Here is a 22,619-nt window from a genome sequence, read left to right as displayed (position 1 = left end):
GGTTTTTATTGCCTTGCTAATCACAAGTTGAATTATTAGGTCGGCAAAAAGAATTGTCAGTGAAAAACCAATAAGTATATATGGAAGGAATCCTCCTAAACCAAGTTCATAGTCAATTTGTGAGTCCTTGTAGAATGTATATATTCCATCTCCAAGAAAGTATAGGGCTACTAAATGAAATGGTGTAAATCTATATTTGAATGTCATTCCGTTTTTTAGTCCTTTAAAATATTCTCTTCATAGTCTGCAGAGACGTAACCCCGATGTGAAAACTGTCAACGGAGAAAAGTCATTTCTTTATTAATTTTCAGTCGTCCATTTTTGTTGGCTTATACGTCACTGTCCACGAGCCGGCCCAATTGGCCACAACGTTTGTGTTTCTGCAGTGTGGGGATTAGGAGGGCTTAAAAATGTAGCGCAGCGAAATGTTAAGCCCGACCATCTCCAAACTGTCCACCGTTACTGAACGAAATTAAGAAAATACTTTTTATACCCACACTGCAACCCCACATTGCAGAAACATTTTGTTGTGGGCTGATGGGCCAACTCACTAGGTATTTTTTGTCTGTCATTCTTAATGTTATTGTCCTTATAATCCCAATCTAATTATTGGCATTTCCCCTTTAATTATTTGCGTTACTTTAGAATTTAATTCTGATAACATTCTCGCACCATTCATTGTAAATAATTGAATAAATGAATCTATATAATATTTACATACTTTCAACGGAATATCATGTCCGTATTCTTTAGCTAAGAGATGGAGTTTTTCATAGTCAAGCATAGCAACACCCCAATCATTTTCATAAATAGAAATCAAGCTTTTTAATTTAGTAAGTTTTGCTTCTTCCTCTTTTGTTAATGATACCTTGGCCTGAGTAGTTTCAGTGACTTGTAATGCTTTGATTTGAGCCAAATAAGAAGACTTAAATTTGGAAGGAGCAACAGAAGCAACAAAGCTTAGTTTATCAATTAAGACATCTGTTGTGCTGCTATTATTTGGAGAAGGAATATATTGCTTGCTACAGTAATAAACAGGACTTTCATACATTGGAACGAGAACCGAATCCATGAAATTCTTCATAAGTCTATAAGTTTGAGTGCCTTTTATTTTATCCAAATTATCGTACTCACCCATAGACAAATCATCTTGAAAAGCAACTATTCCAATCTGTTTGAACCGTTTTGACAAATCAAGATTGATAGTCCTCATTTCTTCTTTTGCAAAAAATTGGTCAAAATCATCAACATTCAACTCTCTCTTGTAATCTCTCCAAATTAAATTCAGATTTTTCACATTATTCAAATGCTCTAGATAATAAGTAAAAGATGATTGTTGGTCTTCAAAACTTGTAGGACTTCCGCAGGCGCGATAAAATCCAATTGTATTTTTGTGTTTTTCATAAAGCTCTTTTATGTTTTGCTGTGCATTTTGTGAGTATGCATTGAAAGAAATCAGAAGAGCAACAAGCGGCCAGAAAATAAGACTGTTTAACCGTTTGTAGGTTTTTAAAAAGAGAGACTCGGAACTTGATTCAATATATGTTTTCATTTTCTTGTAATTAATCCATCCAAATTGATTGTTGACTTTATGCCACTGACTTTCGGAGCAATGCTGCTCAGTATATATATCAGGGTGGAAGTCTTTAACTCCGATAAGTGGATTTTCATCCTCTTTTGTAACTACAATATGATAGTAGTTATTCAGAGATATTCCGGACAATTCTGGAACAATATCTTTCAAGACACTACTTTTTTTCAAATATCTCATTTCGGATTTTAATGAAGGCTTACTCTTTCTTTCTTCAACATATGGAGTCCTTTTAATCCAATCAGGTTCAACTAATTGGAAGTCCGATTGTTTAAACTTCGATAAAGCTAATGATAGGCAATAATTCAATTCCAGCTGACCTTTTAGAGTACTGTTATATCCCTTCTCTATTCTATCATTAACGGTGCAAGATTTTTCAAAAGATGATAGTTTTGCCTCAATAATAAAAACTTTCCGCTCGCCCGTTGTCCAATGAACCGCAATTATTGCATCGGGACTTCCAAATCCTTGTTTGCCCAAATCAGGTTCAATGATGATTCCAATTTTCTTGATGTTGTTGGGGTTTAAATTCAATGGTATTTTAAATTCGATAGTATTGGATAAAAAATCTATTAAAGAGGAAACTGACTTTTTTGACAAATCAATAAGGAAGGAACTAATTAAACCTCGTTCTCCACACATTTGTAAGTCAATAGTATCCATTGAATAATGTTATTGTCGGCTAACTCAGTCTTCAGTTTTTTGTTTTTCGTCAGCCGAGTCCGAATAATACTTGACATCTCTGTCCCCGGAACCCCCTGGCCCATTTGCCCACAACGTTTGTGCATAAGCAGTGGCGGGAATTCGAAGCACGTCACTGTCCCACGATACCAAATGTTATTTGAAAAACTAAACTACAAATTTACACCGAACCCCGCCATTGATTATGCACTTTGTTAGCGGGCGTTAACAACACCCACTCTTATTTAGTCATTCAATTCTTTTTCTCTCGTCAGTTGACTAAGCTCTGATGCATTACAACCATCGTACTTTGGAAATCTATACTTGTCATCAAACAAGTAAATAGGGAACTTAACCATTGTCCCATGATTGTCATTGTTAAAGCTTATTTCGTAATATTTCTTTTCGCCCACTTTCCATATATGGTCAAGTATAATCTTGTCCCCCGCCTCATTATTTTCAAACACTCTCTTCTCTCTGAATAAGTCTGGATGAAAAATAAGTACAAATTTGAAATAGACATTCTCCCTCAATAATTTCTTGGCTAATTCAAATTTCCCTTCTGTTATAGCTTTCTCAATTGAGTCTTGTGGAATTCTAAAGAAACTCGTTAGTTGAAAAAGTGAGTCGTTCTCAATTTTAAATTTCTTGGGCAACAATGAAACTAAAACAACATTTCCTTGTTCGTCTAGTCCCTCGACATAGTCTGTTCGTCCAAAAGATTCTTTTCTTATTTGTTTGTCGAGTTCCTCTATGTCATTATCAAGATATAGCCCACCAGTCACAGACCATTGTGACTTAGTCCAGAATATTAAAGTGTCTCCTTTTATCTGCTTTATGATTGGAATGGAGTCACAGTCATAAATTAATTCGTCTGGGTTAGCTTTTGGTAATTGTCGGAATATAATGTCGTTTTTATTGAGCCACTTTGTAAATACCTCAATTCGTTTTTCCTTGTCCTTGTCTCTTTTCTTTGATTCTTTCCCTTGTCCTATTGAATAGGTTGTCCACGATAAGAAAATCAGATTTATAATTAGGAGTTTCATCTCGATTAGTTAATGCCCGCTAACGTTTGGGTTTGGGCAGTGGCGGGCTTAGGAGGCCTTAGCAATGGAGCATAGCGGAATGCTAAGGCCGACCAAGTCGTCACTGTCCGCAGTGGGCAAACGTTATAACGAAGATAATATTTTAAATTTACACATCACCCCGCCATTGCCTAAACCCGGTGTTGGCAACCGTTTTACCCCACTGTAAGTATTTCAATGCTGTCATTATTCTTAATCGCAAGTCCTTTAAGTCGTTTATTGTAGGCCACTAAAGGTAATTCATCTTTTATGTTTTGGATTATCGAAGATTTTTGAAGACCTGTCTGAATGTCTTGAAATGTCTCTATAACTTTTCCGGTATTAATGTCGATAAGTTTCGGGTATTTGTATATGTCCCAACAATAGTCTTTGTCTATCGCAATTATATTACCATGTTCTTCTTCTATTTTGACTGATTTAGACACAGTGTTATTGGAAATGTTCCATATAGCAATGTGTCCAGGGAGAACAGAACCTGGGTTCTCGTCATCTAGCAATTCGTCTGACGCACATACCAGTATACTATCATTGTCGATAAAACTGGCTGAACAGATTTCAGCCAACGTGCCTGGTAAAGTAATTCCTTTATCAAGTAGTAGCGGATTGTCAATGCATGCATTCACTTCATAAAGTTCAAGGGTGTCAAGAGGATGCCAAACCCACCCTTTACTGATTAGATATCTATTGTCTTGACTCACTTCCAGTCTTGAGTGAAACATGTCTTTAGGTTTTCTGTCTGGAGTGTCAGTTACGATTTTACCAGTTTCAACGTCTTCAAAATCAAGTCTGCAATATTCAAAGGGGCAGTGGGCTAAATAAGTCTTGTTGTGTCCAACAGAAATAAACGCAGCTGGATACTCATAAATGTCTGCACAGTAATAACTACGATTTATTTCTCTTAGAATTTCTCCATTTTTAAGGAGTAGCCCCTTTGTCCCAAGCCTTTTATATATAAACGAGTATGTTCCATCTTTGGACGAAATGGCACTGTCAAATTTGAAAGCGAATGAGTACTTATTTAGCTGTTGTCTTTGACCGTCAAGACTGTATGTTGTACCGGCATTAGCCCAATCAATTATCTTGTCTTTGTACCAATCTATTGTTCCAAGGGAATCTACTTTTATCTTCTGTCTCTTGATTGTCATTTGTCCAAGATGTCCGGTAAAATGGTTGCCAACGTTTGGGTTTGGGCAGTGGCGGGAATAGGAGCGCTAAAAAATGGAGCGAAGCGGAATGTTTAGCGCGACCTTCACGTCACAGTCCCCCGTGGGCAAACGTTGTAGCGAAGATAAAAATTTATACTTACACATCACCCCGCCATTGCCCAAACCTGTTGTTGTGCGCTGCTTATTTTAATCTCACATTTTGATATGTGTGTATAACTCCGTCACCGAAAGTTCTCGGAGACACCGAAACAAATTCGATTGGTCTTATTTGTCCTTTCTTGGCTGCCCTAATCAATTTTTTGTCTTTTATAGCTGTTAAATATGGGTCGCCAATTTCCGTCCATTCGTCAAAGTCCTCGTCCTTCTTTCCTTTGTCCCACTTTTGTTTGAGTTCTAAGATGTTGTCGTAATAACCGAATCGTAGTCCCGCTCCGTTTTTAAAGAATTTACTTTTTACGAAACCTGTCTCAAGTTTTATTGAGTCAAATTGAAGTCCAAATTTTACAGAGTCTGGTAAATTGTCAAACATAAATTTGTCGTCCTCGGTTTTCTTTGATTCATATGTCTGTTGTCCGTTTGTTGCATAAAATCTTGCACCGTCTGGAATTGTTGTCTGTTGATGATTTAACTCAAGAGTGATTTTATAAAATGGAGGAACTGAATTGAAGATAGTTTCTAAACTGTCCCGATGCCGTTTTAATTTTTCACTCCTTTCAATCCTTTTATTCCATGTCTTAAGTTTAACACTGTCGGTCACCTGTCCCTGAGTCGTCCATGAAGTTAGTGTCAGTAGAAATAATATTAAGAAACGAGTCTTCATTAAAAATAAGTTGCGCACAACGTTTGGGTTTGGGCAGTGGCGGGCTTAGGAGGCCTTAGCAATGTAGCATCGCGGAATGCTAAGGCCGACAAGGTCGTCATTGTCCACCGATACCAAACGTTGTGGCGAAGATAACATTTTATGTTTACACATCACCCCGCCATTGCCCAAACCTGGTGTTAGCGTGCGTACCTTTTCTTGGATTCCTTAGTGAAAAATATTGGTATTGTCCACCCTTCATTCAATGGTTCTCCTCTTGAATAAAAAACTTGAACTAATGGGAAGTCTCTAATAATCTGCTCAAGTTGATTTCTGTACTCTCCTTCAAGATGTCCTTTTATTTCAGATTCACCGATTTCTCCATTTCCATTAACTTTAATGGTGACATATAATTTTTTCTCTTTGGAGAGTTCTGGTAATTTATCCCAATTAATTTGTTTGTAAATCTGTTCTTGTATGTCCTCGGGTTTTCTTGAAAATCTTTTGTCCTCAGGACTTACTCCATTTTTGTATTCCATTTCGTTTTCTACTTTACCATCTTTGACACTAACAATGAATTCTGTCTCATAGTGTCTATCGTATCCCATATGGTTATATCTTATAACTTTTCCTTTCTCTATAAACAATGGTCCGGTATACCATTCGGCAGGTATTTTTGATGGTTGTCCCTTGAATATATTTTCTTTTATGCTTTGTTTCCTGTCTCCACACGCAAAAACGTCAATTAGAAAAAGTCGGTCTTCTTTTATTTCCCAAAGTCCAACGTAACCTCTCCACAATGCTGTCGAACAGCCGTCTTTTAGAAATGGATGGAATTTCTCCCTCGGTTCATGTTTTTGAAGAAAAGTCTCCAGTGGTTCACATAACATTGTCAGCGTGTCGCCTTTGTAAATTATTAGTTCGCCTGTCTGGCCAGTCGCAAAACAATTAATTGTCCAAAAGAAGATTATAAATGTCGAAGCGAGTCTCATCTTTCTGTCGTCCAAAGGTATGCACGCTAATGTATGTGTTTGTGCAGTGGCGCTGAATCAAAAATAAAAAAATTAAATTAATTCAGCGCCATTGACACAAACATGGTGTTGTGTGCTGTTGGTGCAGCGGTCAACACTGAATTTAAAGTCAAGAAGTGTTTTTAAGTCCAAATTATGAACATATAGATGGGTCTATATGTCTGTTGTTTGGACGGTCAAAAGGGATTTTACGGCTCAATAATCGTCTAAGTAAGTCGTAAAAGCCGTAATTAACCGTTTGTAATCGGTTGCCATCTGGATGATGTCCTCGATAACGGCTAACTTCGTCCCCAAGTCCTTGGAACGGGGTCACCCGTTTGAAAGTGCGAACTTTCCACGGTCTCACCGCAAGGACTTGAATCGAAATCATACTGATTTCTCTACCGTCTTACTTTTAGAAAACTGAGCTGAAATATAAAATCCTCTTTTGTAAAAACACTTTTTATCATTTCAGCTGCACCAATTGCACACAACGTTTGGGTTTGGGCAGTGGCGGGCTTAGGAGGTCTTAGCAATGGAGCATCGCGGAATGCTAAGGCCGACAAGGTCGTCACTGTCCGCAGTGGGCAAACGTTGTAGCGAAGATAACACTTTATACTTACACATCACCCCGCCATTGACCAAACCTGTTGTTGGCAGCTGCGCACACTTATGTAACTCTAAAATATCCAGCGTATCACAGTCACGAGTCCAATGATTGTTAAGATAACCACAGAGATTAGAACCCCAAATATTAAAACTGCACCAAAGTCCCAAGTTCCCTTTTGTTTTGTCCGCGGCATCCCAATTTTTTTCCTTCTAAATGTTGGAATGTGTCCAGTTTCTTTTTTACTCCATTCCTCAAATTGAGTCAGCTGTTGTTTGGCAAAGTTATTTAAGTTGTCTTTGTTACCTTGAAATTGAATGTCGCTAAGAATTTTCCAACCACTTTTGTTGACCGAGTCAAGGTAGATTGTCACAGCTTCGTCCATTTCTATTGTTCTATCTTTTTCCAAAAGAAAATATTGTCCTGCGTTGTCCTTAAAACCAATGCCTAAGTAAATATGTCCAAGTTTTGTTCGAAATCTTAATTCGTCTGGGTAGGTTTTAATCAGTCCGTGCAGTCGGTCAATTGCTCTTTTCTTTAATCCTTTGTCGAGGTCGTTGTCAACCCGTCCTATTTTTTCTTCGAAGTCCATCTCTGTCCAGTGTGCGTTGCTGCCAACGTTTGGGTTTGGGCAGTGGCGGGCTTAGGAGGCCTTAGCAATGGAGCATCGCGGAATGCTAAGGCCGACAAGGTCATCACTGTCCGCATTGGGCAAACGTTGTAGCTAAGATAACACTTTATGTTTACTCATCACCCCGCCATTGACCAAACCTGTTGTTAGCAGCCGTGCATCACGTCAAAGTCAAGATAAGTCTCTCAAAGAATGTTAAAAATTTTGCCTTTTTTGTCCGAAAGCATAAGTGTGTGGTCATGAATTTGTCCACCGTCTGGTCTTCCAGTCCCATTATCAATTTTTTATCCGTCCGATATGCATAAACAATATAATTTTGATCATAGTCAAACCAATACCCACAGTCTGCCTCATTTCCAGTCGTTACGATAGTAATCTGCTCCTTAAATTCCTTCAATTTTCTTCCTTTATAAATCTTCACCACCTCCATCACAAATTCAACACGTCTATATTCTATTTCATATTCACTACTTGAGAATTTCTCTTTAGTCTTTATTTCATTGAAGTCAATGAGCCGTCCTTTAAATACAAAATCCGATTTCTTTTGAGTTTTTAGAATTCCAATGTGTCCGCAAGAACAAGCTAGCAAGCTTAGCGCGTTGAATACCAGTCCAACAGTAAATATTGTTCTTAAATAATGCATGGCTGCTAACGTTTGGGTTTGGGCAGTGGCGGGCTTAGGAGGCCTTAGCAATGAAGCATCGCGGAATGTTAAGGCCAACTAGGTCGTCACAGTCCACCGTGGGTAAACGTTGTAGCGAAGATAATATTTTATACTTACACATCACCCCGCCATTGACCAAACCTGTTGTTGTGGGTAGTTTTTTCAACTCGCTTTTAATACTTTGACTTGGTTTCCGAATATGTCAATGTAACCATCTTGTATAGTTATTATGATATGGCCGTCTTTAGTCGTAATCACGTCATTGTCGTAAGTCCATGTTCGTTCACTTGTGATTAGCGCAACCATTACGAAGCTTTTATTCTCTATTTTAGCTATATAGGTTTTTCTAAAATCTGTTATTACATGAAAAAGTTCTTGTTCAAAAATGAAACTTGCTAAAGCTAAAACTCCAATGCTATCTACCAGGGTCTCGGTCCCTTTCTTCGATTTTGATTCATCGTCCCCAGCGTAGCGAAATATCTTTTTCCCTTTTTTCTTTCTTGGCGGTGGCATTTGGAAGATGTCCATCGATTTAGGGTCAGAAATTTTAATTATCTCAGTAAAGCCACTCAAGTGAGCAAGGGAACTTGTTACAATGTAGTTGTCATCAATTTTGTTAACAGAGACAGGACATGTCGCCTCACAAGAATATTCTTTGCCATTTATTTTGTCCTTAAATCTTATCGTCCCTCCCCACTCTCCACTGCAAGTTTTGCTGACAGTGTAATCATTGTCCTCATAGAAACTAAGTTTATTTTTTTTTAATTTTTCAATTTCAGTCCTTTTACTGTCAGTTAATACGGTGTCGGTAACCTGAAAAAATGCTGCAATTTGTCCGCTAGAAATGAATGGTGTCAGTAAAGCGAAGGTTATGTAAATGGTTGTCCGCATGTCTTTAGAAAAAATTACCCACAACGTTTGGGTTTGGGCAGTGGCGGGAATAGGAGCGCTAAAAAATGGAGCGAAGCGGAATGTTTAGCGCGACCTTCACGTCACAGTCCCCCGTGGGCAAACGTTGTAGTGAAGATAGAAATTTATACGTACACATCACCCCGCCATTGACCAAACCTGGTGTTGTGCGCTGGTTTTTTTTAACTGGTTGTGTAATAGTCTATCAATAATTCCTCACCACGTCTCCACTTTATCCAGCCACTCTTTATTTCAATCCTATTTTGTCCTTCGTCACAATGGTCAGTCGTGAAAATTTCAATCCAGTCTCCTTTTAAAGATTTCACTTGAAAACAGTCCCGACCTTCATATTTTATTTCGTCAGCCGTGTCACTAGGTTGTTTTCTTATTATTTGTTTATGATCGGCAAGTCTGCCCACCCCAAACATTTGCTTTAAGTATTCTTCCCAAGTCAAGAATATTGTCGTCTTATTCTTTTTAATCCAGTAAGTCTGTCCGTTGTCGTTGTTCACAATAAGTTCTAACCATTCACCATTTGTCGATTTACACCTAAAGTTAAATTGTGAGTAGTCAAGCCATAGTACTTCGGGTTTTAACCAAGTCTGTTCAGTTTTCAGATTCTTTATATTCCAACTCTTTATCTCTTTGTCGTCAAAGAATTCGATTCTCTTTGAATGTACTTTGTCAGTCGGCTTAGTGTAAAAGTCAATTATTGTCTTGTCGTCAAATTCTATTTTTACAATTCCCGTCCCAAGTGTCACTTGTCCGTAACTCCGTGTCAGAATTGTCATTAATAATATTGCAGTCCAAACTCTCATAAAAAAACTTGCGCACAACGTTTGTGTTTCTGCAGTGTGGGGAATAGGAGCGCTAAAAAATGAAGCGAAGCGGAATGTTTAGCGCGACCATCTCCAAACTGTCCACCGTTACTGAACGAAATTAAGAAAACTAAACTTTATACCTACACCGAACCCCCACATTGCAGAAACATTTTGTTGCCGGCTGTGCTCATTCTCCGTCCTTAATGTGTCCATGCTTTTTTAATTCTATGAAAGCTTTGTCAAAGTAGTCCGGACTTAATAATTCACTTGTCTTTACCATTGGATTTACATGAATTCCTCTGTCCAAATTTTTAATGTGGTCTACAAGTCGTTGTTCTTCTTTTGTTAATTTTTGTCTCTTGTGTTTTTCTAAGTAATAAAGTCCTTGCACTCCGTAGGCTTGTTTTTCAGGATTCATAGATGTCAACCATTTTCTTAAGAGATTTCTGTTTTCATTTTCGTACGCGTCAATCATTATTCGGCAGTCCCTTAAAAGGGATTGATGTATCCCCATGTATGTCCCGAAATAGTCAAAATTGAATGGTCCGAATTCATTTTTATAGTCTTTGATTTTGGTTTTATAAAAGGTTTCATGGTCATGAACGAAACTGTAAAACCTCTTTTCAAAAATGTGGTCGTACAAATCTCTTCCGGATTCTGATATTTTAACTCCAATAATTGTGTCATTTCGTATTAAGAAGTTAAAGTCAAACCAAAATTTGGTTGTTATAACCCCTCGAACTAATTGTGAAACATTGAAGTCCAAATTTCTCCATACTTGATAGTAGAAATACCATTTAGTTGGGTCTTGTCTCTCAAATCTTGGTGGAAGGTCGTGGTAAGTTGAGTCTCTGTTTTTAATTTTTAGTCCAAGTTCCTTTTCAAACTCTGTCAGAGTAATTGATTCTCTTGAAAATAAGTCCTGAATTATCTTTAACTCTTTACTGTCGGCAAACTCCTGCCGTCTTTCTTTATCAATTTGTTTTCCAATGTTTCTTTGTCCCCAACTGTCCAACGTTGAGAAAATTATCATTAGGATTATTAGTTGTCTCATTTTATTTCAGAGCATTGCCGGCAACGTTTGGGTTTGGGCAGTGGCGGGCTTAGGAGGCCTTAGCAATGGAGCATCGCGGAATGCTAAGGCCGACAAGGTCGTCACTGTCCGCATTGGGCAAACGTTGTAGCGAAGATAAAACTTTATACATACACTTCACCCCGCCATTGACCAAACCTGTTGTTGGCAGCCGTACCTTCACCGCTCCACTTTTGTTGAGTCCTTTGATTTTCTCAGTATTGTCATCACGGTGTCAGCAAGTCGGTAAACTGGGTCATGTTTTACGAGGCTATCTCTCTCTTGCACTGTCAGTTTTTTAAATTCAGTTGTGTCGGGTGGTTGAACAAAACCCTTTTGAATTTCTTTTGTGTCCATTAATTCTTGATTTTCGGCAAGGTCGATTTCTACACGTCTCGTCCCCAACAAGTCTGCGTGAATTGTAAAAGTCGAACCTTTTGTCAATTTAATGTTTCGTCCCACCCAAATTGTCGCGAGTATCTTCTTTTCATTGTCTAACTCCAAGTCCTTTACTTGTCCGACCTCCATTCCTTTTAAAATCACTTTGTCTCCTTCCGTCAGTCGGTCAACATTGTCAAACTGAACTTTGTAGTATTCAGAGTCCGAACAACTAATTAGTCCCAGTAGTAAAATGTAAGTCAGAATATTTTTCATTGTCTAATATGTCCAAAGGTATGGCTGCCAACGTGAGTGCATAAGCAGTGGCGGGTTTAGGAGGGCTTAGCAATGAAGCGCAGCGGAATGCTAAGACCGACCTGCCGCGAAACTGTCCCACGACACAGAACGTTGTTTGAAAACTAAAACTACAAATTTACACTGAACCCCGCCATTGATTATGCACATTGTTGCCGGCTGGCCCCGTTGGTCAAATCTTTTTTGTCGTCCTTAATTCTGAAAAGTCAATGTCGTAGCTTTTCAATAGTTCTATGTCCAACTTCCATTTCTTTTTACTTCTGATTCTCCACTCTTTAAATACAGCTCTTTTCATCTCAAGGGCTTTCTCGTTGTCAAGTTGGTTAATCTCTTTGAATCGGTTTAGAGCCCTTTCTCCGTTCCCTCTTATTCCTGCAAGTCCAATGTGTTTTACTTCATGACAAGGTGGGCATATTGCTTGGAAATAACTTAGTCGTTGAGTAAGAGTCTGCATGTCATAAGTCCATACTTCGTGACACTCAACAGCATGAGTGTCGCCAACACCTTTACAAATTTCACATTTGTTGTCCGCTTTTAAGTATGTTCCTTTTCTAATTTTGTCCCAATGCTTAGGTCTTACATTACTTCTAACATTTGAAAACCAACTTGTCCGTGGAACAAGTTCGATTTGTAGCAATAAAGTCTTGTGTAATTCAAGAAGTTCTTTCTCTTTTTTGGTCAGTCGTAAGACTGTCGGCCTGCTCTTAACGAGTTTTTGTTTCTTAGTTCTCTTCGAAGTCGTCCCTTTGATATTTTTCTTTGTCTGTCTCATGGCTTGCTTGTCACAGGGGCTTGCCGGCAACGTGTTGTGTTTATTTAGTTGCGGGAGTAGGAGGGCTTAAAAATGGAACGCAGTGGAATGTTAAGCCCGACTTGCTCCGCAACTGTCCGCCTACAGCGGACTAAATTAATAAGCCGCTTTGAATAGCCAACACCGAACCCCGCAATTAAATAAACACGGTGTTGTGCGCTGGTTTGCTTCTCCTAAATTGGTTGTCCAAACAAATCTTTATTTCCTGTAAAAGCCCAATCTTTTTTGTCTAATAGATTGAACGGGTTATTGCAACTCTTAAGTTTGAATTTTCGAGATAGTATTTCTATGGCTTTCTTGTCATTAGTGGCAATAAATATGTTTTGTTCATTATCACTTTGTTCATGCAAAAATCCAATTGATTGTTTGTCAATGTTGTATAACTCATTCTTTACGTATTCAAAGAAGTCATTCCATTTGCTTTGAGTCTGATAGTATTGCATCTTATTTAAATTAGGTCTTTTGCCTTTTTGGTTGATTCTTGTTCTTTTCTTAATCTTTCACTGTTAATTTTTGATTCAATGTCGGGTTGATAAATTGTTAGATTTACCATATATGATGTTGTATTGTTATCAATTGATATTTTTATTCTCTTCCGTCCAACGTCCCATTGTTTGATTAAATAGCTGTATCCACTTTGAAGTTTATGTCTTGGTTCAACTTCGTTTGAGATTGTTGGTTTCCCATATTTTTGTTCGATTACGTCACTTATAAATTTAACTTGATTTGGAACTTCAAAATCATACTTTTCCCAAAGGATTGGTGTCCCCTGAATTAGTAAATAGTATAACTTGTCCTCATGGTAAAAATCTAATATTTGAAAGGACTCATATTCTCCAATGTAGTAGTAGCTCATGTATGTGCTACCTGGGGGTTTTCTTTCAATTGATTTTTTAAATTTTAGAATTTCATTTTTTGCCACTTTTTTTGTCATTGTGAATTTCACGTCCCCAATAACCTTGTCTTGTTCAATTAGTATTAAACTGTCTTTTATTTTTCTTTGTCTTTCTTCATTCACTCTTTTCAAACTGTCTTGTGTGAATGCACGTCTTTGCTCAGCTTTCTCCTGTTGTCTTTTTGAGTCCGAGTTACAGGAAAGTTGAATGATGAATATTATTGCTAAAACTATTGTCTTAAGTCTCATATGTTTTTTTTGTTTTTGCAAACTTGCGCACAACGTTTTGGGTTTATGACGGCTGCGGTTTTCGAAGCCGTTTTTGTCCCACGTGGGTGAACGAAATTAGTAAAACCAAACTACATTTCAACCTGTCACCCGCAGCTGGCATAAACCTGGTGTTGTAGCCCGTGCGCATCCACCGAAATTAATTGTCGACACTAATGTCGACCCGTTTGTCTTGAAGCGCCACGGGTCTACTTTAGTAAAACGTTGTCACCGGATTGAATCAAACTCGATTTTTATCTCAATTCCGAAATTTTGTCTATCAATTTCTAAGAGCGTCTGTCCGTTTACTGTAATGGATTTTGAGTCAATGTTAGGAAGTCCCTTTATTTCATAGGTAAAGTCAAAATGGCAATTACAGTCGGCAATCTCTAACAACTCAGTCGTCTTGCCTTTTTTGTCTTTTATAATTGTTGGCTTAACTGAAAATTTTAAGTCCAACGTCCCCGATTTTGTTAATTCAAAGTCTCCTTGGAAGTTACCACCACAAGGGGCAAATGTCCTTAGTTTAATTTTCGTCAGTCCAGAAGTCTTTGTAAAACTTTGAATTTTTGAGCTGTCCCCAATACAGTCTTTTAAGCAGTCCGAATAATTAAATTTATTCAAAGTCTGTCCGAAGAGTCCAGTTGTTGTGACTGTAAATAATAATGTCCAAAGTGTCCTTGTCATTTTTTTAGCGCATGGGCTACAACGTTTTGTGTTTATTTAGTTGCGGGAGTAGGAGGGCTTAAAAATGGAGCGCAGCGGAATGTTAAGCCCGACTTGCTCCGCAACTGTCCGCCTACAGCGGACTAAATTAGAAAACGATTTTGACTTTAAACACAAAACCCCGCAATTAAATAAACACGGTGTTGGTGGCTGGCGCTTAGTCCCTCACTTAATTTTGGAACCTGTAACATTGGAATGGTATGTTGTCATTCGTGTCATTAACTAAGTTCACGGTCACGGGAAATTTCCAGTCCATTTGTCTATTGTTGAGATGGTCGGGAAGGTCAATTTGAATGTTTTCTCCTTTCTTGTCAACGAACTCCTTTGTCACCGTAGCTGAAATTTTCTCTCCCTGTTCAGATTTGTCCAAGTTCAATAACCATTTAAGTTGGTAATAGTCACAGAAAATGTTTGCGTAAACAGGTTGGTCGTAATTGTGTTCATGAAACATAACGTTTGCAGCAATTGTGATTTTGTCGTAGTACTGAATTGCTATTGATTCAATTCCCAAATATTTTGTTGTCATTTTTTCTTGAGTCTTTTAGTCCTTTATTAAAGCCATACATGTCAATAATTTTAGCTTTTGGGTATTTAATTCCTGATTTTACTCCAGTCAAAAAGTCTATGGTCTCAATATTATTTGCCTCATTGTCAATTGTATCTTTATTCTCATTATAAAATAGTTCAATGCATTTAAGTGATTTTCTATTCACTTTTCTGAATCCGCAGCTACCTTGAAATATCTCTCTAAAGGAATTGGCAAAGTACTGGTCATAAGCTGGAATGAAACCGAAAACACCTAAAAGTATTTTAGTCGTTAAGGTCAAGTCAGCATTACTATTTTCTATCACATGTGATTTTACATTTTCATAGATGTCCAGTATTTGGTCGGCATTGCTTGAATAATTATCAACGTCAATTAACCAAATATCTTTAGGAAGTGAAGCTATGTATTCAATTACACCTGCATAATATCTAGCACTTTTTCCCAGTAGGAAACTTGACCCTCTTAACATTCCCCAACTTGCAAGATAAAATCCAAGTGTTAGACAACTTCTTTCTAAATTCTTCTGGATTTCTGATGAACTTGTTGTTTTGAAAAAGTTATAACAATAGTCAAACGATGTATATCTATCAACTGGATTGCATTTAGTCCTAAAATCGGAAATAACTAATTGAATGTCACCTTGTCTTAAATTCATGTTATCTAAGGGGTCTTATTTTTTTACAGCGCTTGCCACCAACGTTGGTGTTTATTTTGTTGCGGGTATAGGAGGTTTTAAAAATGGAGCGTAGCGGAATGTTAAAACCGACCTGCACGTCATTGTCCCCCGACACCGAACGAAATTAAGAAACAAAAATTACAACACCACACTGCACCCCGCAATAAAATAAACATAGTGTTGTGCACCGTGCGGTCTGTCGAACGTTATAAAAGAAACGAATCTTAGTCCACTGTTGCGAATTTTGTTTTGAAACCAGGTCTAAGTCCACCGTTATAGACAGACTGTACGGTGTCAACACGTGAGCGCGGGAAAATGCCGGAATTCTCCGCGGAACGAACTCTTGTCCACCGGCTGTAAAACTCTCCGCGTAAACGAGTCTTTTGTATTTCATTTTCAGTCCGTCCTTGTCTACTGAAGCCGAAATTGTCTCACAGTCAGCAAACGTAATTTTGAAACGTTAAAGTCGCGCGTTGGCAGTGTGTACCTAAAACTTTATTGATTTGAAGTCTGCCGTTATTGTCTGCGGAGACGAGTTTATGTCGTTAACGTTGTCACCCGTTGCGTAGGACTTTTTTGTCCGACCGCATGGTGCACAACGTTTGTGCATAAGCAGTGGCGGGAATTCGAAGCGCATCACTGTCCCACGGCACAAAACGTATTTTGAAAAACTAAACTACAAATTTACACTGAACCCCGCCATTGATTATGCACTTTGTTGTGTGCTGGCCGCTTTACAGGTGCTTTATTTCAACTCCTAAATTCCCTACTCTTAAAGTTTTAACATTTGTCAGTTGTCCGTCTTTAAAGTCCAATTGAACTTTAATTAATCCTTTGTCATAAAACCAATACAAGAATTCATTTTCACCTATATGGTTTATAAATCCAAAGTCCGTTATTGTTTTGTCCTCATCTATCATTGGAGAATGAGTCTCTCCATGAGAGCTTAAAATTGGTTCAATGTCACCGCTCTGTTTTATTTTTTTGAAGTCAGTCGAGTCTAAGGTGTTTGTCAGAAGTTCAGCATACTTATCTGCAATTTCTTCACTTGTCTTTAAGTGAGGCTCGAATATTTGTTTAAAAGTTGAAATGTCAATGGAGTAGGAGTCAATCGTGTCAAAGTCAATGTTGCTAGGGTCTTTAACTCTTCTTAATAGATAATTTGATTTTAAGTCGTTTATTTCTCCGTTGTCCTTGTTGTAAACTACATAATGTATGTCAGGGGTCCCGCCATAAATATCATTGTTTACTTTGTATAGGTTTAATTCTTTGCTGTAAGGTTCGATGATTTCAATGTCTATCATCGTGTCATAGAGAGTCGGTATTTTTCTAAATAGAACTTCAAGTGGTTTTGCTGTCTTTTGACTGTAGATATGAAATTTAACTTTAAAGTCCGAGTCTTCAGTAAATCTCTTGTATAGATTTACTCCAGTCAGTCCAACGATGATTATTAACAGTCCTATTAGTATTCTCCTCATGTCATTAAAGCGGCTTGCACACAACGTTTGGGTTTGGGCAGTGGCGGGCTTAGGAGGCCTTAGCAATGGAGCATCGCGGAATGCTAAGGCCGACAAGATCGTCACAGTCCACCGTTACCAAACGTTGTAGCGAAGATAAAACTTTTTACATACTCATCACCCCGCCATTGCCCAAACCTGGTGTTGGCAACCGTGCTATTCCTCACTCTCTATGTCCATTGGTCGCGAAATAAATAGATCGTCACCGTCTGGTTTAAAGTGCCCAAAATATATTGTCGTGTCCTTATTCATTATTGTCAGCCAAGAACCGCCATTTATTTGAAATTCAAATGTCCTGTCTTTTTGTCTTAATTGTCCTGTTATAGAGCAAGGTAAATGCTCAAATAAATGATGCCAGTCCGGTCCGCTTATTATCTCCGAGTCCTTTATTATTTGTTCAATGTGTTTGACCGTTAATGCCCAAGTTTTACAAATTGTCGTGTCCGTCTCGGATGAGGGATAGTCGTTTGTCTTTTTATGATTTAGTATCTCAAATATGTCTGCGTGATTAAAATCGATCAAATTGTCTTCGGCAACCATGTCTTGTGACTTGTTGTAGTTGTCATCTTTTTGTTTTGAGATGTCACACGATACACAAGTCAAAATTATGGTCAGGTTAATCAGTTGTCTCATAGCATGGTTGCCAACGTTTGTGTTTCTGCAGTGTGGGGAATAGGAGCGCTAAAAAATGAAGCGAAGCGGAATGTTTAGCGCGACCTGCTCCGTAACTGTCCACCGTTACTGAACGAAATTAAGAAAACTAAACTTTATACCTACACCGAACCCCCACATTGCAGAAACATTTTGTTGGTAGCTGTAGGGCCCTTCTCCGAACTTCATTCGTAGCCTTGTCTTTCGTCCCCCGTTAATGTTACACGTTACTTTATCATTTAGTCGTGCGGTGGGGCATTTTTTGTTGCCTACTTTGTCAACAGACACTGCACTTAGCACACTTATTGACTGGCTTTGGATGTGTGCCGCATGTGTGGCCAGACAATGTGTGTGCGAATCTATTCAAAAAAATAATTGTGGACTTACTATAATCTTGATGCCTAAATGATTTGGAAATAATGGCATAATGTCTTCAATTAACTTTTCATTGCAAATATGAATTTCATTTATGTAATAAAGTGGAATCAGTTCTTTGACTAAAACTTCTGAGCACTTGATTCTCTTGCCGTCAATGTGATTTGTCCAGTATTCATCTTTAATTACTGTCCAGTTTAGTTTGTTGAAGTCATCTATGTTAGTATAAAAACTTGTTGACCGAACGGCTGCGTTTCCGTCTGAAAAGGCTACGTTTTCTGTGAGCAGAATATGCAGATTAACTTTGAATAGAATTAGATTGTCACGATAACCATTCTTGCAAAGGAAAAACAACATTGGATTTTTAGGATTAATATACAAAGGTGCAAAATCATGGATGTTACCTATTGTCGGGTCAATTCTATTTCTTCTGTTGTTTACCTGTTGATTTGATATGTCAATAGCAACAACACCTTTGCTATGAGCGGAATTGTGAGATAAAATTCCTAGTTTAAGTATGCTCTGTATATTTTTTAAATGTGTGATATAGAATAGTCCCCCAAAAGGAATTTTAGATAGTTGATGTTCCTCTAGTTTTTTCTTTTTTGAAATGACATCTCGTTGTTCGGCAAATTGAAGAAACTTTAAAGTTTCCTCTTTAATTTGAGACAGTAAGTTCCCATATATTTTAATTTGCTCAGGATTTAAAGAAACAAAGTAGTTGTCAATTTTGGCAAATAGATGTTTATAGAATTTGACAATCTTCGAAAGTGAACCGCCATATAAATTATCAAGCCAAATAATCTCAGGTGAATTTAGTTTGAGCTTTAGATGATAATAAGAATTTCCCTTATCATATGTCGATGGAAATCTTAAATGTAAAGAGTTATGAATTCTTTGAATTTTAAAATCTATGCATCCAAATAATTTAGTGTCAGTAAATATATTTTGATATTTCTCTGTAAGGTGGTCAATATTTCGAAAGTGCTCTGGCTGAACAATTGAAGCGAGAAAACTTTCAACCGGAAATAGTTGCTCATAAAGAAATCTCAATATTTCTATATAAGTGTTTCTGTTGTAATGTTCAAGTCTCGGGTCTTGACTATTCAAAGTAGATAATTTTTAACGAGCGATTTGGCATTTCAAGCGTAAACTGTTCTATTTCCTGCAAGCCGTCCATTTGTAGCGTAAATAGGTAATCGGGGTCATATCCTTTGTATTGAAGTAAATTTGATTTGCTTGAAATCAAATAACCCTTCTTAGGCGATAAAGTAGGTTCGATACTAACAACTATTTCTTTTTTGTCATCTATTAGATTGATGTTTATTGTTCGGTCTGCTGGTGTATCAGCTACTAGATTTCCCTTTTCAAATCGTTTATGGCTTGTTGAGTAAAAAACAATGGCATTCGTAGGGACATTATCGATTTGGATGCCATGATGTTTTTGAAAGTAGTCTCGGAGATGGTCCCACATTCCTTCCCAAAGGATGTTTTGTGGTACGCCAACAAGCGCAAATGTTGCTTCACTTTCACCATATTCAGGGATGAGTTCTCTTGCGGCTTGAGCAAAGGCCGCAGCATAATGAATGCTATTTGCTAGGTCTCCATTTTGCAATACGGCAAGGCATGCGTTATTAATGACTTCAGTTTCAATATCAGGAACGGTAAGTTGGCCTCTTCTCTTTTGTAGATTAACTATTGACCTAAGCAGAATTTGTTTTGCTGTATTTACATCCATGTTAGAATAGATTTAATTGGATATTTATCGGGTCTGTCCTCATCGCATAACTGAAGCACTTTTCAATTGTTGATTCACCTAGGCCATCAACGGATATTAATTGCCCCATGCTTACTAACTCCTCAGTTTCAATGATATTCTTGATTTTTTGAATTTTGTCAGATTTTAAATGTGTCAATTTTTTAAGTGTCTCCTCTGAGTGGGTAAGGAATGCTAATTTAAAGTCTTTAAAAAGGTCATCAGGTGCGGTTGAATCGTACTCATAAACTTCACAAGGAATATCTATTTTAGATAGGTACTTGTCCAATAGTGAAAGTGATTGCTCCTTGGTAAGCCCACCGTTTTGAGCACCTAATAGAGGAAACGCAATTGATTCGATACCTTTTATCTTATAAGTTTCTATGAATTTTCTGAGTCCCTTTTCTATATAATCGGGCTTTGTATCGTATTTCCAATGCTTTTTAGTCGGGAAGTTTAAAATCCATTTTTGATGTGTCTTGTATAAATATAATCTTCCAATATCTAATAGTTTGCTATCACACATTTCTTTGTATCGTACGAACATGTCAGGATACCTGTTTTTAAATTCAAGTGCCAAACCTGCTCCCATTACACCAAAACAGTTAACAGTGTTAACCAAGGTTTGATTTTTTGTTGTGAATATGTTTCCCTTAACTATTTTCATTAACAAAAAAATTATCCGCCAAATGTTTGTAAGTAAAGAGTGAGTTCTTCTTCTGGAATATCACCAGTAGGAATAAAACCAGTTCCATCGCTTACAATTACAGGGGCAACAACATATTCTGTTGCAGAAACTATTGCGGCTCTTACTTTCCTGCCTTGATACACCATTTCTTGGTTGATTTCAATGATATGGTAAATTCTTCCTGCTCTATTTCTATTTATTACCTTAAGTGGCTTTTCTAAAAGAAGTTTAGCAATCTCTGTATTCATAGTGATAGGAATTATTGACTGAATATAGAATTAAGTTTTTTTACTTACAAAATAGTGTCTTGTGTGGTTGAGATTTGGCTCTTGCCATAGCTTTGGTGTCGCGGTGGGTTTGAGCGGCTATGGCATGTACCAAATGCGCGGGGAGAATCGAAGCACAATCTTCCAAAAAATGCGAAGGGTCGGCTGTTAGTTTTCAGTCTGTCCCACGTTTTAATTTTTCCAAGTCCAAGTTGTCTGCGAAGCCGTTAACTTGTCCACGTGGGAAAACTTTCTCAGAAAATTGTCGTCCGTTTTTTTTTTGAAACACAAATTTGTCCGGGCCCTATTGCTACCAACGTTGGTGTTTCTGCAGTGGTGCCTTATCGAAGCCGCGTCCTGTCCACGAAACCAAACGTTGAACGAAGATAAAACTTTAGACCAACTCGTCACGGCACCATTGCAGAAACATTTTGTTGGCGGCTGCTGGCATTCATACCGAGTCTGTGTACGAAGACGAAAATTAGCTAATCAATTTTTTTGAAAGTCAATATTTCTCCCGATGGAGAGTCGTAAAAATTTCCAATATTTAATTTGTCCCCTGTAACTTTAAAATAATATTCATTAAATGTCATTGTACTTGCTAATGACCAACGTATTGAAATTTTATTATCGGGTAAAATACTGTATTCATAAGGTCCAGTGCGGTAGAGTTCAGCCCTTTTTAATATTATAAATTCTGTATCATTAAACAGAGTTTCGAAAGACATTGTATCTGTCGTGTTTTTAATTTCAACCCAACTTCCCCTCAAATCTTTAATGTCAATTATTTCTGTTTTGTCGTCCGTACAGCTCAATACAGTCAATGCAAAAAGTGCTAGTATTCCGTATTTCATATTTTTGAATTTTAAATTCAGTCCCAATCAGTCAGATAGACACATTTTTTTGTCAAATGGTTGTAGTGTTTTTAAGGCTTCACTTAAATCCTTCTCTGTCCTCCAGTTGCCGCCAACGTTTGGGTTTGGGCAGTGGCGGGCATAGGAGGCCTTAGCAATGAAGCATCGCGGAATGCTAAGGCCGACAAGGTCGTCACTGTCCCCCGTGGGCAAACGTTGTAGCGAAGATAAGACTTTATACTTACTCTTCACCCCGCCATTGACCAAACCTGGTGTTGTGTGCTGGCGCTATTACACCAAGCTAATTCCAGTCCTCTTGTCAAACAAGTAGTAAATGTCTCCGTCACTTGTTACAATACGAACTCTATCAAAGTCCAGCGAGTCTACAAATTCCTTTAAGTCCTTGTCCTTGATTGCGTTTTTATTGTCTGCTGTTACTTTTATTGGAAAATTGTCCGCGTTGGGATTTTTGGTATGAATGTAAACGCAATCGTCTCCGCTGTCATTTTCGTCAATCATTATCCATAATTGAAAGTCATGGGGGTAAGTCCTCAATTTTAGTCTTAATTGGTCGAACGTCTCAAGAAGTTCTCTTAGGTATTTCTTTCTTGTCAGCCAGTCCTTGTTTCCTTTTCTGTCCCAGTCAACGTGTGTATGCCAAAGGTCAAACCAACTTTTTGGTCCACCGGAGAAGTCCAAATTCAATTCTTTGTTCATTGGTCTAATTTGTCCGAGAGCGCTTGCACACAACGTTTGGGTTTGTGACGGCTTGCTGATAGGAGGGCTTAAAAATGAAGCGTAGCGAAATGTTAAGCCTGACCAGTTGCAAACAGTCTACCGTTACGAAACTAAGTAAAGAAA

General features: G+C 37.9%; 24 protein-coding genes. All 24 read right to left on the bottom strand.

Going from position 1 to position 22,619, the window contains the following annotated elements:
* Positions 1–589: 589 nt before the first annotated feature.
* The 24 genes from QY309_13325 to QY309_13210 all read right to left on the bottom strand — a co-directional run bounded on the left by QY309_13325 (position 590) and on the right by QY309_13210 (position 22,475).
* Positions 590–2,254, bottom strand: a complete 1,665-nt coding sequence (locus QY309_13325; GenBank protein ID WKZ58848.1) for a hypothetical protein — start codon at positions 2,252–2,254, stop codon at positions 590–592.
* Between the two features lie 263 nt (positions 2,255–2,517).
* A complete protein-coding gene (locus QY309_13320) occupies positions 2,518–3,318 on the bottom strand; it encodes a hypothetical protein (GenBank protein ID WKZ58847.1) in 801 nt (266 codons plus the stop codon).
* A 194-nt stretch (positions 3,319–3,512) separates the two neighbouring features.
* On the bottom strand, positions 3,513–4,502 hold the full coding sequence (locus QY309_13315) for a hypothetical protein (protein WKZ58846.1): 990 nt from the start codon (positions 4,500–4,502) through the stop codon (positions 3,513–3,515).
* Positions 4,503–4,704: 202 nt separating this feature from the next.
* On the bottom strand, positions 4,705–5,361 hold the full coding sequence (locus QY309_13310) for a hypothetical protein (protein ID WKZ58845.1): 657 nt from the start codon (positions 5,359–5,361) through the stop codon (positions 4,705–4,707).
* 161 nt (positions 5,362–5,522) lie between these two features.
* Entirely contained in the window at positions 5,523–6,329 is an 807-nt protein-coding gene (locus QY309_13305) for a hypothetical protein (protein ID WKZ58844.1), read from the bottom strand.
* 683 nt (positions 6,330–7,012) lie between these two features.
* On the bottom strand, positions 7,013–7,531 hold the full coding sequence (locus tag QY309_13300; protein WKZ58843.1) for a hypothetical protein: 519 nt from the start codon (positions 7,529–7,531) through the stop codon (positions 7,013–7,015).
* Positions 7,532–7,730: 199 nt separating this feature from the next.
* Positions 7,731–8,291 (bottom strand): hypothetical protein, encoded by a 561-nt coding sequence (locus tag QY309_13295; GenBank protein WKZ58842.1) that lies wholly within the window; start codon positions 8,289–8,291, stop codon positions 7,731–7,733.
* Positions 8,292–8,396: 105 nt separating this feature from the next.
* On the bottom strand, positions 8,397–9,125 hold the full coding sequence (locus QY309_13290; GenBank protein WKZ58841.1) for a hypothetical protein: 729 nt from the start codon (positions 9,123–9,125) through the stop codon (positions 8,397–8,399).
* A 200-nt stretch (positions 9,126–9,325) separates the two neighbouring features.
* The gene (locus QY309_13285; GenBank protein ID WKZ58840.1) at positions 9,326–9,934 is read right to left on the bottom strand and encodes a hypothetical protein; all 609 of its coding nucleotides are present in this window, start codon (positions 9,932–9,934) and stop codon (positions 9,326–9,328) included.
* 217 nt (positions 9,935–10,151) lie between these two features.
* Entirely contained in the window at positions 10,152–11,018 is an 867-nt protein-coding gene (locus QY309_13280; protein WKZ58839.1) for a hypothetical protein, read from the bottom strand.
* A gap of 198 nt (positions 11,019–11,216) precedes the next feature.
* Positions 11,217–11,690, bottom strand: a complete 474-nt coding sequence (locus tag QY309_13275) for an MCE family protein (protein ID WKZ58838.1) — start codon at positions 11,688–11,690, stop codon at positions 11,217–11,219.
* A gap of 211 nt (positions 11,691–11,901) precedes the next feature.
* Positions 11,902–12,501, bottom strand: coding sequence for a hypothetical protein (locus QY309_13270; GenBank protein WKZ58837.1), 600 nt, complete (start codon positions 12,499–12,501; stop codon positions 11,902–11,904).
* A gap of 212 nt (positions 12,502–12,713) precedes the next feature.
* On the bottom strand, positions 12,714–12,983 hold the full coding sequence (locus QY309_13265; GenBank protein ID WKZ58836.1) for a hypothetical protein: 270 nt from the start codon (positions 12,981–12,983) through the stop codon (positions 12,714–12,716).
* A 5-nt stretch (positions 12,984–12,988) separates the two neighbouring features.
* Positions 12,989–13,684 carry a hypothetical protein gene (locus tag QY309_13260; GenBank protein WKZ58835.1) on the bottom strand — a complete coding sequence of 232 codons (696 nt, stop codon included), beginning with the start codon at positions 13,682–13,684 and terminating at the stop codon, positions 12,989–12,991.
* Between the two features lie 246 nt (positions 13,685–13,930).
* Complete coding sequence (locus QY309_13255; protein WKZ58834.1) at positions 13,931–14,389, bottom strand: hypothetical protein; 459 nt, start codon at positions 14,387–14,389, stop codon at positions 13,931–13,933.
* Between the two features lie 539 nt (positions 14,390–14,928).
* Positions 14,929–15,630, bottom strand: a complete 702-nt coding sequence (locus QY309_13250; GenBank protein WKZ58833.1) for a hypothetical protein — start codon at positions 15,628–15,630, stop codon at positions 14,929–14,931.
* A gap of 755 nt (positions 15,631–16,385) precedes the next feature.
* Complete coding sequence (locus QY309_13245; protein WKZ58832.1) at positions 16,386–17,225, bottom strand: hypothetical protein; 840 nt, start codon at positions 17,223–17,225, stop codon at positions 16,386–16,388.
* 99 nt (positions 17,226–17,324) lie between these two features.
* The gene (locus QY309_13240) at positions 17,325–17,801 is read right to left on the bottom strand and encodes a hypothetical protein (GenBank protein WKZ58831.1); all 477 of its coding nucleotides are present in this window, start codon (positions 17,799–17,801) and stop codon (positions 17,325–17,327) included.
* Between the two features lie 381 nt (positions 17,802–18,182).
* The gene (locus QY309_13235) at positions 18,183–19,304 is read right to left on the bottom strand and encodes a DUF4433 domain-containing protein (GenBank protein WKZ58830.1); all 1,122 of its coding nucleotides are present in this window, start codon (positions 19,302–19,304) and stop codon (positions 18,183–18,185) included.
* Positions 19,297–19,932 (bottom strand): hypothetical protein, encoded by a 636-nt coding sequence (locus tag QY309_13230; protein WKZ58829.1) that lies wholly within the window; start codon positions 19,930–19,932, stop codon positions 19,297–19,299. Before QY309_13230 ends, QY309_13235 begins: the two co-directional genes overlap by 8 nt.
* Before the next feature lies 1 nt (position 19,933).
* On the bottom strand, positions 19,934–20,617 hold the full coding sequence (locus QY309_13225) for a macro domain-containing protein (protein WKZ58828.1): 684 nt from the start codon (positions 20,615–20,617) through the stop codon (positions 19,934–19,936).
* 11 nt (positions 20,618–20,628) lie between these two features.
* On the bottom strand, positions 20,629–20,886 hold the full coding sequence (locus tag QY309_13220; protein WKZ58827.1) for a hypothetical protein: 258 nt from the start codon (positions 20,884–20,886) through the stop codon (positions 20,629–20,631).
* A 503-nt stretch (positions 20,887–21,389) separates the two neighbouring features.
* Positions 21,390–21,758, bottom strand: a complete 369-nt coding sequence (locus QY309_13215) for a hypothetical protein (GenBank protein ID WKZ58826.1) — start codon at positions 21,756–21,758, stop codon at positions 21,390–21,392.
* Positions 21,759–22,049: 291 nt separating this feature from the next.
* Complete coding sequence (locus QY309_13210) at positions 22,050–22,475, bottom strand: hypothetical protein (protein WKZ58825.1); 426 nt, start codon at positions 22,473–22,475, stop codon at positions 22,050–22,052.
* Positions 22,476–22,619: the final 144 nt, after the last annotated feature.

The sequence above is a fragment of the Cyclobacteriaceae bacterium genome, assembly GCA_030584025.1.
Lineage (GTDB): Bacteria > Bacteroidota > Bacteroidia > Cytophagales > Cyclobacteriaceae > UBA2336.
The sequence above is the reverse complement of the archived record's forward strand: the minus strand, read 5'-3'. Positions and strand labels throughout refer to the sequence as shown.

Excerpts from the sequence above, each read along its gene's own strand:
- QY309_13315 (WKZ58846.1), bottom strand. The coding sequence starts at position 4,502 with ATGACAATCAAGAGACAGAAGATAAAAGTAGATTCCCTTGGAACAATA.
- QY309_13275 (WKZ58838.1), bottom strand. The coding sequence starts at position 11,690 with ATGAAAAATATTCTGACTTACATTTTACTACTGGGACTAATTAGTTGT.
- QY309_13290 (WKZ58841.1), bottom strand. The coding sequence starts at position 9,125 with ATGCGGACAACCATTTACATAACCTTCGCTTTACTGACACCATTCATT.
- QY309_13300 (WKZ58843.1), bottom strand. The coding sequence starts at position 7,531 with ATGGACTTCGAAGAAAAAATAGGACGGGTTGACAACGACCTCGACAAA.
- QY309_13230 (WKZ58829.1), bottom strand. The coding sequence starts at position 19,932 with ATGGATGTAAATACAGCAAAACAAATTCTGCTTAGGTCAATAGTTAAT.
- QY309_13220 (WKZ58827.1), bottom strand. The coding sequence starts at position 20,886 with ATGAATACAGAGATTGCTAAACTTCTTTTAGAAAAGCCACTTAAGGTA.
- QY309_13225 (WKZ58828.1), bottom strand. The coding sequence starts at position 20,617 with ATGAAAATAGTTAAGGGAAACATATTCACAACAAAAAATCAAACCTTG.
- QY309_13265 (WKZ58836.1), bottom strand. The coding sequence starts at position 12,983 with ATGCAATACTATCAGACTCAAAGCAAATGGAATGACTTCTTTGAATAC.
- QY309_13280 (WKZ58839.1), bottom strand. The coding sequence starts at position 11,018 with ATGAGACAACTAATAATCCTAATGATAATTTTCTCAACGTTGGACAGT.
- QY309_13215 (WKZ58826.1), bottom strand. The coding sequence starts at position 21,758 with ATGAAATACGGAATACTAGCACTTTTTGCATTGACTGTATTGAGCTGT.
- QY309_13250 (WKZ58833.1), bottom strand. The coding sequence starts at position 15,630 with ATGAATTTAAGACAAGGTGACATTCAATTAGTTATTTCCGATTTTAGG.
- QY309_13240 (WKZ58831.1), bottom strand. The coding sequence starts at position 17,801 with ATGAGACAACTGATTAACCTGACCATAATTTTGACTTGTGTATCGTGT.
- QY309_13255 (WKZ58834.1), bottom strand. The coding sequence starts at position 14,389 with ATGACAAGGACACTTTGGACATTATTATTTACAGTCACAACAACTGGA.
- QY309_13325 (WKZ58848.1), bottom strand. The coding sequence starts at position 2,254 with ATGGATACTATTGACTTACAAATGTGTGGAGAACGAGGTTTAATTAGT.
- QY309_13210 (WKZ58825.1), bottom strand. The coding sequence starts at position 22,475 with ATGAACAAAGAATTGAATTTGGACTTCTCCGGTGGACCAAAAAGTTGG.
- QY309_13270 (WKZ58837.1), bottom strand. The coding sequence starts at position 12,501 with ATGAGACAGACAAAGAAAAATATCAAAGGGACGACTTCGAAGAGAACT.
- QY309_13260 (WKZ58835.1), bottom strand. The coding sequence starts at position 13,684 with ATGAGACTTAAGACAATAGTTTTAGCAATAATATTCATCATTCAACTT.
- QY309_13285 (WKZ58840.1), bottom strand. The coding sequence starts at position 9,934 with ATGACAATTCTGACACGGAGTTACGGACAAGTGACACTTGGGACGGGA.
- QY309_13320 (WKZ58847.1), bottom strand. The coding sequence starts at position 3,318 with ATGAAACTCCTAATTATAAATCTGATTTTCTTATCGTGGACAACCTAT.